Origin of the sequence: Micromonospora sp. C41 (assembly GCF_018070485.1) — a bacterium.
GTDB classification, from domain to species: domain Bacteria; phylum Actinomycetota; class Actinomycetes; order Mycobacteriales; family Micromonosporaceae; genus Micromonospora; species Micromonospora chalcea.
The window spans coordinates 315612-329863 of record NZ_JAGPXP010000001.1 but is presented as its reverse complement, the minus strand read 5'-3'; the positions used below and the strand labels follow the sequence as shown (position 1 = coordinate 329863).

Sequence of the window (14252 nt, the reverse complement as noted above, 5' to 3'; positions counted from 1 at the left end):
TCACGCCTCCTGGCCCAGTACGGCCCGCGCCTGCTCGTCGGAGAGGCCTTCCAGCTCGGCGAGCAGCTCCGAGGCGACGTCCTCGAACCGCTCGACCCGCCCGATGGCCGCCGCGTCGGCGCCGCCGTCGTCCGCACCGGCCGGCAGCCGGCTGACGATCTGCTCGGTGAGGGTGCGCAGGGTGGCGCCCTCCAGGAACACCGCGATGGACAGCGAGACGCCGAGCTGGCGTTCGATCTCGTTCTTCAGCTCCACCGCCATGAGCGAGTCCAGGCCCAGGTCGAACAGCGGCTGGTCCAGCCCGACCGACGCCGTCGCGGAGCCGAGGGTGGCCGCGACGGTGAGCACCAGTTGCCCGGTGAGCGTCTCGGCGCGCCGGTCGGCCGGCAGGGCCAGCAGCTGCGCGCGGCTGGGCAGCAGGCTGGTCCGGGCCGTACGCCGGGCGGGCCGGGCGGGGCCGTCGCCGCGCAGCAGCGGGGCGAGCAGGGCCGAACCGGAGACCTCCTGGTAGCGGCGCCCCCACTCGGTCCAGTCGACCGGGACCACGGCGATCTGCGGCTCGTCGTGGCGCAGCAGCCGGTGGAAGACCCGCAGCGCCTGGCCGGGCCGCAGCGTGCCCATGCCCTTGCTGAGCCCGGGGGTGGCGTCGGCGCCCCGGTTGGCCAGGCCGACCCCTTCCCAGATACCCCAGTTGACGCTCAGACCGGGCAGTCCGGCGGCGCGGCGCTGCGCCGCCAGCGCGTCGAGGAAGGCGTTGGCCGCCGCGTACCCGGCCACGAACGGCGAGCTGAGCAGCGAGCTGGTCGAGGAGAACAGGATGAAGAAGTCCAGCTCCCGGCCGGCGAACAGGCGGTGCAGCACCCAGGCGCCGACGGCCTTGGGCAGCAGCGGGCGTTCCAGGTCGGCCCGGGTCAGCTCCGTCAGCGGGGCCACCTCACCGGTGCCGGCGGCGTGCACGACGCCCCGGATCGGCGGCCGGCCCTCCCGGTCGTAGCCGGCCAGGAACGCCCGTACCGCCTCCTCGTCGGCGACGTCGACGGAGGCGACGTGCACGGCGGCCCCGAGCGCCTCCAGCTCGCGCACCCCGGCGACACGTGCCGCCGCCGGATGGTCGGCGGGCAGGCCGGCCCACTCGGCGCGGGGCGGCAGCACGGTGCGGCCGAGCAGCACCAGCCGCCGCGCGCCGGCCCGCACCATCGACCGGGCCACCTCCAGGCCGATGCCGCCGAGGCCGCCGGTGATCAGGTAGCTCGCGTCGGGCCGCCACGGCCCGTCGGCGGCGTCGGCCTCGGGCACCGCCTGGCGGACGAGCCGGGCCACGTAGCGCCGGTCGCCGTGCAACGCGACCTGGTCCTCGGCGTCGCGGGCGGTCAGCTCCCCCACCAGACGCGCGGCCAGCGTGGCCGGGTCGGCGGCCGGGTCGAGGTCGATCAGGCCGCCCCAGAGCGCCGAGTGCTCCTGCTGCAACGACCGGCCCAGGCCCCACAGGGCCGACTGGGCCACCGCGAGCGACACCGGCCCGCCCGGGGCGTCGGCCGGCCGTACCGCGCCGCGGGTGACCAGCCAGAGCCGTACCGTCTCCGGGCCCCGCGCCCGGGCCAGGGCCTGCGCGGTGTGGACCGCGCTGAGGCTGCCCCGCTCGGTGGCCCGCAGCAGCGCGACGGCGTCCGCCGTGCCGTCCGGGTCGGTGTCGTCGAGGCTCCACAGGTGCAGCACCTGAAGCTCGCCGCCGTCGAGTGCCAGCTCGTCCACCAGCCGGCTCAGGTCCGCCGGGCCGTCCAGGCGCACCTCGGCCCGCGCGCCGTCGACGCGGTACGCCGGGCCCGGCGACACCCGTACCACCCGCTCGCCCCGGGCGGCGACGGCGTCGGCGAACCCGGTGCCGACCCCGGTCCCGTCGGTGAGCACCAGCCAGGTCCGGGCCGGGGTTGCTTCCGGGTCGGGAGCCGGCGCGGGCGCGTCGACAGGTTGCCAGTCGAGCCGGTAGAGCAGGTCGTCGTCGGCGTACGCGGCGGCGCCGTCCTCGCCGGTGTCGTCCACGGTGGACGATCCGGTGTGCCGCTGCTGCTGCCGCTGCGTGCGGCGCGGCTCCTGCCAGCAGTGCGTCTTCTCGAACGGGTAGGTGGGCAGCGGCACCCGGGCCCGCCGGTAGTCCCGGTCGAAACCGGCCCAGTCCAGGTCCACGCCGGCGGTGTAGAGCCGGGCGACGGTGTGCAGCAGCACCGCCCAGTCGTCGTGCTTGGGCCGCAGGCTCGGCGCCAGCAGGGCCTCCCCCGCCGGCAGGTTGTCGCTGATCATGCCGAGCAGCGTCGGCGCGGGTCCCATCTCGACAAAGGTGCGGTAGCCCAGCTCGCGCAGCGTGTCGATGCTGGCCGCGAAGCGCACCGGCTGGCGGGCGTGCCGGCACCAGTAGTCGGCGTCCGGGGCGGTGTCCCACGGCCACAGCTCACCGGTCAGGTTCGCCACGAGCGGGATGCGCGGCGGGGTGAACGTCACCGCGTCGGCCGCCGCGCGCAGGCCCGGCAGGATCGGCTCGATCAGCGGCGAGTGCGACGAGGTGGTGATGTGCAGCTGCTTGGTCTTCACCCCGCGCCTGTCGAACTCGGCGCAGATCCGCGCCAGCGCCTCCCGCTCACCGGAGATGGAGGTGGTGCCGGGGCCGTTGACCGCGGCGACGGACACCCGGTCGGCGTACCCGGCGAGCACCTCGGTGACCTCGGCCTCGGGGGCGAAGACGGCCACCATCGCGCCGTTGCCGTTCAGCTCCCACATCAGCCGGCCGCGTTCGACGACCAGCCGCAGCCCGTCCTCCAGGCTCATCATGCCGGCCACGCAGGCGGCCACGTACTCGCCGAAGCTGTGCCCGAGCACCGCCACCGGCTCGACGCCCCAGGAGCGCCACATCTGCGCCATGGCGTACTGCACCGCGAACAGCGCCGGCTGCGAGTAGGTCGTGCGGTAGACCAGGTCGGAGTCCGGGTCGGCCGGGTAGATCACGTCCAGCAGCGGGACGTCCAGCAGCGGCCGCAGGATCTCGTCGCAGCGGTCGACGGCCTGCCGGAAGGTGGGCTGCGTCTGATAGAGGGCGCGGGCCATGCCGACGCGCTGCGGGCCCTGCCCGGTGAAGAGGAAGACCACGTCGTCGCTGCCGGCCTCGCCCACCACCGGCAGGTCGCCGGGCAGCCCGTCGACGAAGTCGGCGAGCTGGTCGGCGACCTCCCGGGCGGACGCGCCGACGGCGGCCAGCCGGTGCGGGAAGTGGGCCCGTCCGGTGCCGGCCGAGAAGCAGACGTCGGCCAGCGCCGCGCCCGGGTCGGCGGACAGCCGCTGCTGGTAGCGCCGGGCTAGCTCCAGCAGCCCGTCCGGCGTCCGGGCCGACAGCGGCAGCACCGAACGGGGCCGCTCCACCGCCGGTTCCGACGGTACGGCCGGCGGCTCGGGCGCGGCCTGCACGATCAGGTGGGCGTTGGTGCCGCTGAACCCGAAGCTGCTCACCCCGGCCACCGGCCGCTCGGCGACCGCCGGCCACTCGCTCAACTCGGTCGGCACCGCGAACGTGGTGCCGGCGAAGGAGATGTGCGGATTCAGCTCGGTGAAGTGCACGTTCGGCGGGATCGCGCCCTTGTGCAGGGCGAGCACCACCTTGATCAGCCCGACGATGCCGGAGGCGGCCTCGGCGTGGCCGACGTTCGTCTTCGACGACCCCAGGTAGACCGGTGCGCCCTCCTCGCGGCCGTACACCTCGGCCAGCGCCTCGACCTCGATCGGGTCGCCGAGCGTGGTGCCGGTGCCGTGCGCCTCGATGTAGGAGACCTGCTCGGCGGCGACGCCGCTGGCCGCGAGCGCCCGGCGCAGCACGTCGCGCTGCGCCACCCCGTTCGGGGCGGTCACCCCGGAGCTGCGACCGTCCTGGTTGACCGCGCCGCCGCGGATCACCGCGAGCACCTGGTCGCCGTCGCGTACCGCGTCGGTCAGACGCTTGAGCACGATGATGCCGCAGCCCTCGCTGCGGACGTAGCCGTTGGCGCGGGCGTCGAAGGTCTTGCACCGGCCGTCCGGGGCGACCATGCCGGGGAACTGGGAGAAGGCCACGCTGGGCAGCGGCGACAGGACGACGTTCACCCCGCCGCCGAGGGCCAGGTCGCACTCGCCGGACCGCAGGCTCTGCACCGCCATGTGCACCGACACCAGCGAGGACGAGCAGGCGGTGTCCACCGCCACGCTCGGGCCGCGCAAGTCGAAGACGTACGAGATCCGCCCGGTCACCACGCTGTGCGCGGTGCCGGTGCTGGCGTAGGCGGTGATGTCCTCCAGCCCGGGGAAGTTCTCGGTGGCGAAGTCGTTGCTGCACACGCCGAGGAACACCCCGGTACGGCTGCCGGCCAGCGCGGTCGGCGCCTTCCCGGCGTTCTCCAGCGCCTCCCAGGACACCTCCAGGGCGAGCCGCTGCTGCGGGTCCATGGCCAGCGCCTCGCGCCGGGAGATGCCGAAGAACTCGTAGTCGAAGTGGTCGACGCGGTCCAGGAAGCCGCCCCAGCGGGTCCGCATCTTGCCGGGCTGCTGCGGTTGCTCGTCGTAGAACTCGTCGACCGGCCAGCGGTCGGCCGGGATCTCCGCGACCGCGTCGACGCCGTCGCGCAGGATCCGCCAGAAGCTCTCCGCGTCGACCGCGCCGCCGGGGAAGCGCAGCCCCATGCCGACGACCGCGACGGGCTCGGTCCGGCCGCGCTCGTACTCGGCGAGCTGCCGCTGCATCCGCTCCATCTGCAGGTAGGCGCGCTTGAGCGTGGAGTTCGGCGCCTGCGCCTGCTGCCCGGTCGTGGTCATCCCTGACGCCCTTCCTCGATCTGGTTGAGCTTGGCCAGCAGGAGCGCCTCGACGTCGTCGTCGGAGAGCTGCTCCAGGTCGGTGGCCGGGTCGTCGGTCCCGGCGGCCGGTGTCGCGCCGGGCGCGGTCGCCGGGCCGGTCCCCGCCGGGGAGACGTCGGCGTCCGGCCCGGCCTCCAGCGCCACGTCCATCCGCTCGGCGAGGTGCGGTACGAGCGCGTCGATGGTCGGGAAGCGCCACGCGAGCGTGGCGGACAGTTCGACGTCGAGCGACGTCTCCAGCCGCTTGCGCAGCTCCAGCGACATCAGCGAGTCGAAGCCCATGTTCGCCAGCGGCGAGGTGACGTCGACCCGGTCGGCGTCCACCTTGAGCACCCGGGCCACCTCACCGGCGACGTGCCCGGTGAGCAGGGCGCGCCGGCGGCGGCCCGGCTCGACGGTGAGCAGCCGCCGGCGTACCTCGCCGGAGCGCGCCCGGCCCTCGGCCGTGCGCGGGGTGTCCACCGCGACCAGGTCGGCCAGCAGCGCGGGCACGAGCCCGCCGGCCGCGGCCGTGCGGAGCCGGTCGAGGTCCAGCGGCAGGACGGCCGCCTGCGCCGCCGGGGTCCGCACCAGCCGGTCCAGCGCCTCGATGCCGTCGCGTGGGTCGATGCCGACGATGCCCTGCCCGGCGAGCTGGCCGCCACGGTCCGGGCGGGCCGCCAGGCCGGACCCGGACCAGGGACCCCAGTTGACGCTCAGCGCGGCCCGTCCCTGCGCCCGGCGCCGCTGCGCGAGCGTGTCCAGGAACGCGTTCGCGGCGGCGTAGTTGGCCTGGCCCGGTGAGCCGAGCAGCGCGGCGGCCGAGGAGTAGAGGACGAAGAAGTCGAGGTCCCGGTCCAGGGTGGCCCGGTGCAGATGCCAGGCGCCGTCCACCTTGGGCGCGGCCACGGCCCGGAACCGGGCCCGGTCGAGCTGCAGCATCAGCCCGTCGTCCAGCACACCGGCGGCGTGCACGACGCCGGCCAGCGGCGGCATCGTCCGGTCGAGGTCCGCCAGCACCGCCGTGACGTCCTCGTGGCGGGCGATGTCGGCCTGCCGGACCTGGACCTCGACGCCCTGCCCGCGCAACTCGTCGAGGACCTGCCCGGCGTACGCCGAGGGCCGGCTGCGGCCGAGCAGCGCCAGGTGCCGCGCGCCGCGACCGGCCAGCCAGCGGGCGGTCTCCAGGCCGAGAGCGCCGAGACCACCGGTGATCAGGTACGTGGCGGCCGGCCGGACCGGGACCTCCCCCGGCGGTACGGCGGCCACCTCGTGCCCACCGGGCCGCAGCACGATCTTGCCGGTGTGCCGGGCCTGCGCCATGAGACCGAACGCCGCCGCCGCGTCGGCGTAGTCGTAGGTGGTCACCGGGAGGGCGGTGAACTCGCCGCTGTCGAAGCCGCGCAGCACCTCGGCGAAGAGGCGGGCGATCAGCTTCGGCCGCTCGGCGAAGGCGCGTTCCAGGTCGACGGCGAGGAACGAGCGGTTGTGCCGCAGCGCCCGCAGGCCGAGGTGGCTGTTGGCGTAGATGTCCTGCTTGCCGATCTCGACGAACCGCCCGTTCGGCGCGAGCAGGCCGAGGCTGCGGGTGAGCGCCTCGCCGGTGAGCGAGTTGAGCACGACGTCCACGCCCCGGCCGTCGGTGAGGGCCAGCACCTCGTCGGCGAAACGCAGCGACCGGGAGTCCATCACGTGCTTGACGCCGAGGCGGCGCAGCAGTTCCCGCTTCTCCTCACTGCCGGCGGTGGCCAGCACCTCGGCGCCGTTGCGGCGGGCCACCTGCAGCGCGGCCAGGCCGACGCCGCCGGTGGCCGAGTGGATCAGGAGGGTGTCGCCCTCGCCGAGGTGGGCCAGGTACTCCAGGCCGTACACCACGGTGAGGAACGCGATCGGCAGCGCGGCGGCCTGCTCGTCGGTGAGCCCGCCGGGGACGGGGGCGACCAGCTCGGCCCGGGTGGTGGTGTACGCGGCCATGCTGGACGGGGCCACCGCCATCACCGCGTCGCCGACGCTCAGGCCGGTGACTCCGGCGCCGAGCGCGGTGACCCGGCCGGCGCACTCGCCGCCCAGCGGCACGATGCCCGGGGGTACGCCGGGGCAGATCTCCATCGCCTTGAGCACGTCGTTGAAGTTGAGTCCGGCGGCGGCCACCTCGATCTGCACCTGGCCGGGGCCGGGCGGCACGCGTGCGGAGAGCACCGGCGTCAGGCTGCCCAGGTGTCCCTGCACCGACAGCAGCCGGTAGTTGCCGTCGGCGGCGGACCGGTCGAACGGGTGCGGACGCGCCGGCGTGGCCGTGGGCGCGCGCCACGGGACCAGCCGGGGCACGTAGCGCCGGCCGCCGCGCAGCGCGACCTGCTCGCCACCGGGCCGGTGCAGCAGTTCGTCGACCAGGCCGGGAACGCCGTGCCGCCCGTCGGCCGGGTCGAGGTCGACGATCGTGGGGCGCAGCTCGGCGTGTTCCAGCGCGACCACCCGGGCCAGTCCCCAGAGGCCGCCCTGGGCCGGGTCCGGCGCGCCCGCGTCGGCGGCGACCACCTGCGCGCCCCGGGTGGCCAGCACCAGCCGGGGTGACCGGCCGCCGACCTCGGTGAGCGCCCGCACCAGATGCGTGACGGCGACCGGACCGAGCAGTTCGAGCCGGTCCAGTGGGGTGTCCGGCAGGTCGGCCGGGCTCTGCTCGGTGAGGCGCACGTCGAGGCTCCACGCGTGCAGCACTCCGGCGCACGGCTCCGGCCGGGCGGCACGCAGGTCGGTCAGGAGCGTCACGAAGTCCGCCGGCCGGGCCGGGTCGACCTCGTACCGATCCAGGGCAACCTGCCGGTAGGCGTCACCGGGTGCGACGGTCACCGTGTCCACGCCCCGGCCGGACAGCGCGGCCCGCAGGTCGCCGCCGACCGGGTCGGCGCCGGTGAGCAGCAGCCACCAGCCGCCGGTCTCCGGCGTCTGTGCCCCGTCGGTGGCCTCCTGCCAGGCCAGGTCGAGCAGCGCCTCGCCGACCGGGTCGGCCGGGCCGGAGCCGGCCAGCCGGCGCAGCCGCACGCCGGCGATCTCGCCCACCGGGTCGCCGGCCGCGTCGTAGAGCACCACCCGGGCGCCGTCGATCTCCGGGCCGTCGGTGGCGGCCCCGCCCACGGTGGCGTGCGCCCATCGGGGTACGCCCGGGCCGGCGGCGAGGGCGAAACGCTCCACCCCCACCGGCAGGTACGTCCCGGCGTCGGCGCCGGTCATGGCCGCCGCCAGCACGTGCAGGCAGCTGTCCAGCAGGGCGGGGTGCACCAGGTACGGCTCCCGGGCGCCGGTCAGCTCGGCCGGGTCGCGCAGTTCGGCGACCGCCTCGCGCTCGCCCTGCCAGAGCGCGGCGACGCCCTGGAAGGCGGGGCCGTAGCGCAGGCCGGACCGGGCCAGCCGGGCGTAGTGCTCGGCGCTGTCCCGCTGCTCGCCGCAGCGCGAGCGGACCGTGGTCAGCGGCTCGACGGCGCCGGCCGGGAACGGCTGCGCGGCGCCGTACCGGCCGTGCGCCACCTCGTTCCAGGCGTCGTCCGGTCCGCGGCTGTAGATCCGCAGCGTGCCGCCGGTGGCGGTCTCCGGGAGCAGGACGAGTTGGACGGTGTCCGCCTCGGCCAGCTCCTCGACGAGGGTGACCCGGGTCAGTTCGATCCGCTCGACCACCGCGGCCGGATCGTCGAGGAGCCGCCGGGTCGCCGCCAGCGCCGCGTCGAGAAGCAGGCTGGCCGGCAGCACCGGGCTGTCCTCGACGACGTGGTCCCGCAGGTAGCCGAACCCGGCCAGGTCGAGCCGGACGCCGAAGTGGTGTCCGCCCGGTTCGGCGGCGGACCGGACGTACGTCTCCAGCACCGGGTGCCCGCGGTGGGCGGTGCGCCGCGTCCGGGGGTACTCGTCGGTGATCCAGTGCCGTTCCCGCTGCCACGGGTACGCCGGCAGCGCGGCCATCGGCACGACCGGCCCGTACATCCGGCGCCAGTCGACCGGGCAGCCGGCGGTCCAGAGGCGGCCCAGCTCACCGAGGACCGTGGCCCGGCTCGGCTCGTCGCGGCGCAGCGAGGCGACGACGACGCCGTCGCGCTGCTGGCGGGCGATGCGTTCGGTGACCGCGCCGCCGAGCATGGGATGCGGGGAGATCTCCACGAACACGTCGTGCCCGGCGTCGACCAGCCGGGTGACGGCGGTGTCGAACAGCACCGGCCGGCGCAGGTTGTCGGCCCAGTACGCGGCGTCGAGCGCGGCGCCGTCGATCGGCCCGGCGGTGACCGTGGAGAGCATCGGCACGGCGGCGGGCCCCGGGGTGAGCCCGTCGAGCAGCGCGCCGAGCTCGGCGCGCAGCGGTTCCATCTGTGGGCTGTGCGAGGCGTAGTCGACCGATTCGAGCATCCGGCAGAACGTCCCCTCGGCCGTCAGCGTCTCGGCGAGGGCGGCCAGGGCCGCGCCGTCGCCGGAGAGCACAGTGGACTCCGGTCCGTTGGTGGCGGCGACCGAGACGGCGCCCGGCCGCCGCTCGGCGAGCAACTGCTCGGTCCGGTCGAGCGGGAGGCCGAGCACCGCCATCCGGCCGTTGCCGATGGCGGCGCGGATGACCCGGCCCCGCTGGCGGGCGACCCGCATCGCGTCGGCGATGCCGAGCGCGCCCGCGACCTGGGCGGCGGCCACCTCGCCGACGCTGTGCCCGACCACGGCGGCCGGCTCGACGCCCCAGGAGCGCCAGAGCGCGGCCAGGGCGATCTGCACGGCGGTCAGCGCGGGCTGGGCGACCGCCGGGTCGTCCAGCAGACTCGCGTCGTCCCGGCCGGTGACCAGGTCGAGCAGGGAGAAGTCGACGTACTGCCGCAGCGCCCGGTCGCACTGCGCGAACGTGTCGCGGAACGCCGGCTCGGCGAGCAGGTCCTCGGTGATCGGCCACCATCGGGGCCCCTGGCCGGAGAACACGAAGACGGGCTTCGGGCGCCGGGAGACGCGCCGGGCGCCCCACGACAGCCCGGGCCGTTCCGTGCCGGCCGCGTACGCGACGAGCGCGTCCCGTACCTGCTCGGGCGAGTCACCGACGCAGGCCAGCCGGTGCTCGTGGTGGGTGCGACGCACGGCGGCGGCGGCGCAGACGGCGGCGAGGTCCGCGCCTTCGCCGGGCGGGGCCAGCTTCGCCGCGTACCGCCGGGCGAGTTCACCGAGCGCCTCGGGGGTACGGGCCGAGATGGTCAGCAGCCGGGCCGGGTCCGCCGGGGCGCCTCCGGCGGGCGCGCTGCCGTTGAGGCGGAGGTGGCCGGGCGCGGCGGCCGTTTCGGAGGAGGCGTGCCGGTCGGACCGGGGCGGCTCGGCGAGGACCAGGTGCGCGTTGGTGCCGCCGAAGCCGAACGAGCTGACTCCGGCGACGGCCCGCGCGTATCCGTCCGGCCACGGCTGACCGGTGTCGGCCACCTGGAGCGCGAGCTGCGCGAACGGGATGTGCGGGTTGGGCTGCCGGTAGTGCAGGCTCGGCGGGATCTGCCGGTGCCGCAGGACCAGCGCGGCCTTGATCAGGCCGGCGATCCCGGCGGCGGCCTCCAGGTGGCCGAGGTTGGACTTGACCGATCCGATGAGCAGGGGCCGCGCCGGATCGCGGTCGGCGCAGACCACGGCGGCGAGCGCCTTGGCCTCGATCGGGTCGCCGAGCAGCGTGCCGGTGCCGTGCGCCTCGACGTAGCCGACCTGTTCCGGCGCCACGCCGGCCCGCTCGTACGCGCTGCGCAGCACCGCCTCCTGGGCGTGCGGGTTCGGCGCCATCAGCCCGTTGGTCCGGCCGTCCTGGTTGACCGCCCCGCCGAGGATCACCCCGTAGATCGGGTCCTGGTCGGCGAGCGCCCGGGACAGCGGCTTGAGGATCACCACGCCGGCGCCCTCGGCGCGGACGTAGCCGTCGGCCCGGGCGTCGAAGGTCTTGCAGCGACCGTCGCCCGCCATCGCGCCGGCCTTGCTGAAGTTGATCGCCAGCGCGGGTGACAGGACCACGTTGACCCCGCCGGCGACGGCCAGCGTGCAGTCTCCCCGGCTCAGGCTGGTGACGGCCTGGTGCACCGCGACCAGCGAGGAGGAGCAGGCGGTGTCGACGGCGATGCTCGGGCCGCGCAGGTCGAACAGGTACGACAGGCGGTTCGCCGCGATGCTGAACGCGTTGCCGGTGCCGGTGTACGCGTCGACCCGGTCGAGGTCGGCGAGGGTGAGCTGGGCGTAGTCGCTGGTGGCGATGCCGATGAAGACGCCGGTCGGGGAGCCGGCCAGGTCGTCGGCGGCCAGTCCGGCGTCCTCCAGCGCCTCCCAGGTCACCTCGGCGAGAAGCCGCTGCTGCGGGTCCATCCGGGCGGCCTCGTGGGCGGCGATGCCGAAGAAGTGCGGGTCGAACTGGTCGATCCGGTCCAGGAAGCCGCCCCAGCGGGTGGTCGTCCTTCCGGGCGTCGTCGCGTCGTCGGTGTGCAGCTCGTCGGCGTCCCACCGGTCGGCGGGCACCTCGCGGACCGCGTCGCGTCCTTCGGTCAGCAGGCGCCAGAAGCTCTCCGGTCCGTCGACGCCGCCGGGGAGGCGGCAGCCGATGCCGATGACGGCGACGGCCTCGTCGGTCGCGTCCGCGTGGCCCGCGGTCGCCTCGGCGCCGGTCGCCGTGGTCGCGGCCGGATCGGCCGGCGCCGTGGGCTCGACCGGCGCGGCGGGTTCGGAGCCGACGGCCGGGTCGCCGAGGTGGGCGGCCAGCACCTCGATGGTCGGGTACTCCCAGATCAGGGTCGCGGACAGGGAACGGCCCAGCCACGTCTCCAGTTCGCCCACGAGCCCGACCATCTCCACCGACTGCAGCCCGTACGTGGCGACGGGCCGGGTGGGGTCCACCGCCTGCGGGCTGATCCCCAGCCGGGCGGCCAGCTCCGCCACGAGGCGCTGCTCGACCTCGGCGCGACCGGGCGCGGCCAGGGGCGGTGCCGGCGTGCTGCCCGCACCGCCGGTGACGTGTTCCGGGTCGGCCGCGCTCCAGCTCGCCAGCACCGTGAGGTCGCCGGTGAGGAAGGACTGCCGGGCGGCCCGCCGTTGCAGCTTTCCGCTGGAGGTCTTCGGGATGCTGCCCTGCTTGATCAGGACCACGTCGTGCACCTGGAGGCCGTGCTCCTGGGCGACCGCGCCGCGGATCGCCGTGACGACGCGCTCGGCGTCGAGCCGGGCGCGGCTGCCGCCGACCTCCTGGATGACGACGAGCCGCTCCTCGCCGTCGACCTCCACCGAACAGGCCACGCCGCAGCCCGGCCGCAGCGTCGGATCGCTCTGCTCGACCGTCACCTCGATGTCGCTCGGGTAGTGGTTCCGCCCGGCGATGATGATCAGGTCCTTGTGCCGGCCGGTGACGAACAGCTCGCCGTCGTCGGTCAGGAAGCCCAGGTCGCCGGTGCGCAGGAACGGGCCGTCGCCGCTGCCGGCGAGCCGGGCCCGGAAGGTCTCCTCGCTCTCCTGCGGGCGTCCCCAGTAGCCCTGGGCGACGCTGCCGCCGCCGAACCAGATCTCCCCGACCCGGCCGGCCGGGAGCCGCTCGCAGGTAGCGGGGTCGACGATGACCAGCTCGTGCCCGGCGGCCGCCGTTCCGCAGCTGACGAGCGTCCGGCTCTCCTCGTCCGGGCCGGCCTCGACCGCCCGGTTGTCGGCCAGGTCGGCGGCACGCACCCGGCGTACTGCCGGTTCGGTGCCGGCCAGCCCGCCGGCGACGAACAGCGCCGCCTCGGCCAGGCCGTAGCAGGGGTAGAAGGCCTCGCGGCGGAACCCGCTGGGCCCGAAGGCCGCCACGAACCGGTCGATGGTCTCGGCCCGGACCGGCTCGGCCCCGCTGAACGCCAGCCGCCAGCTGCTCAGGTCCAGCGCCGCGCGTTCGTCCGCGGTGGTCTTCGCCAGGCACAGCTCGTAACCGAAGTTGGGGCTGCCGCTGAGCGTGGCCCGGTAGGTGGAGATGGCCTGCAGCCAGCGGAGCGGGCGCTTGAGGAACGACGTCGGTGACATGAAGGTCGCCGGGAACCCGGCGTAGAGCGGCTGCAGCATGGCGCCGATCAGCCCCATGTCGTGGTACGGCGGCAGCCAGCTCACCAGCCGGGTGGTCTCGACGTCGGTGATGAAACGCTGGTTCGTCACCTCGAGGTTGGCCAGCAGGTTGGCGTGGCTGAGCACCACGCCCTTCGGCCGCCCGGTGGAGCCGGACGTGTACTGGAGGAACGCCACGTCGTCACCGCCGAGGCCGGGCTCGCGCCACCCGTCGGCCACGGCCGGGTCGATCCGGTCGACGGCCTGCCAGACGAGCGAGCCCAGCGCGGGCGCCAGCGCGGTGATCTGGCCGGCCATAGCGGTGATCTCCGCCGGCGCGAGCACGACAGCGGGACGGGCGTCCTGGATCACGCCGATCAGCCGGGGCAGGGTCCGCTTGAGCAGCACCGGGTTCGGCGGGTACACCGGTACGGCGATCACCCGGGCGTAGAGGCAGCCCAGGAACGCGGCGAGGTAGTCCAGGCCCGGCGGGCAGACGATGAGCGCCCGCTCGCCCTCGTTCACGCGCTCTCGCAACGTGGCGGCGATGGCCCGGGCCCGCCGATCCATGTCGGCGTTGGAAATGGCGACCTCGTCGTTCTCGCCGTCGGCCAGGAACCGATAGGTCACGCCGTCCGGACGGTCGAGAAGGACCGCACGGAACCGGTCGACCAGGGTGCCGGGTTTCGGCGGTTGACCAGCGCGACCGGCGGACCCGGCCGACTGTCGCACTGGGTCGGCCGCATCGCCTCGTCCTGGCAGGGAAATGCCCACGATCCGATTCCTTCTGACGTCCGGTAAAGGCACAGCAGGTCCGGCACGAATGCATGATTAATGCTGCGTTCGCACCACGTTAATAGTCCGGAAAGCACGTTCTGGACTTCGCGAAAGGATCCGCGTTCGTCCCGCCGACTACCAGGACGGCGGCGGCACCAGCATCCCGGCGTTCATCGGCGAGTGTCAACCCTGATCGTTGATAAAGTTTGTGTAACTCGGTTTTCCCAGGAGGCGCAAGCAACGCACCGAGCGCCAACTCTCCGACAGGCGGGAACGATTTTCATAACTGCAGGTGAACGCAGCTCTGCCACTGTCGGATAATTGCGCGCCACTTACCCGACAGTCGACCCGGAGCAGCGTCCCGCCCGGCAGGGAGCGCGCAAAAGCGCAGGCCGTAGGCCATCACGGCATACACAACGGCGCGCCTTGCCGCAGGGAAAACGCGGGCGAACGCGCGTACGGCGGCCCACGTGCCCCGCTGCGCCATGCCCGTGACAGATGGTGCGCTTCAGCCAAGAAGCGCGTCGGCGGGCGTCATCCGCCCCGCCTATGCCGTCCTCGCCGCACATATTGACGAGTGGAATAAACGCC

The 14252-nt window shown here is 74.8% G+C and carries 2 protein-coding genes; both read right to left on the bottom strand.

The genetic code is table 11. The features are described 5' to 3' along the window. Entirely contained in the window at positions 1-4827 is a 4827-nt protein-coding gene (locus KBX43_RS00680) for a type I polyketide synthase (protein ID WP_210882293.1), read from the bottom strand. Beyond that, a complete protein-coding gene (locus tag KBX43_RS00675) occupies positions 4824-13514 on the bottom strand; it encodes a type I polyketide synthase (RefSeq protein ID WP_210882288.1) in 8691 nt (2896 codons plus the stop codon). The genes KBX43_RS00680 and KBX43_RS00675 overlap by 4 nt, the downstream gene beginning before the upstream one ends. Between the last annotated feature and the right edge of the window lie 738 nt (positions 13515-14252).

Excerpts from the sequence above, each read along its gene's own strand:
- KBX43_RS00680 (WP_210882293.1), bottom strand. The coding sequence starts at position 4,827 with ATGACCACGACCGGGCAGCAGGCGCAGGCGCCGAACTCCACGCTCAAG.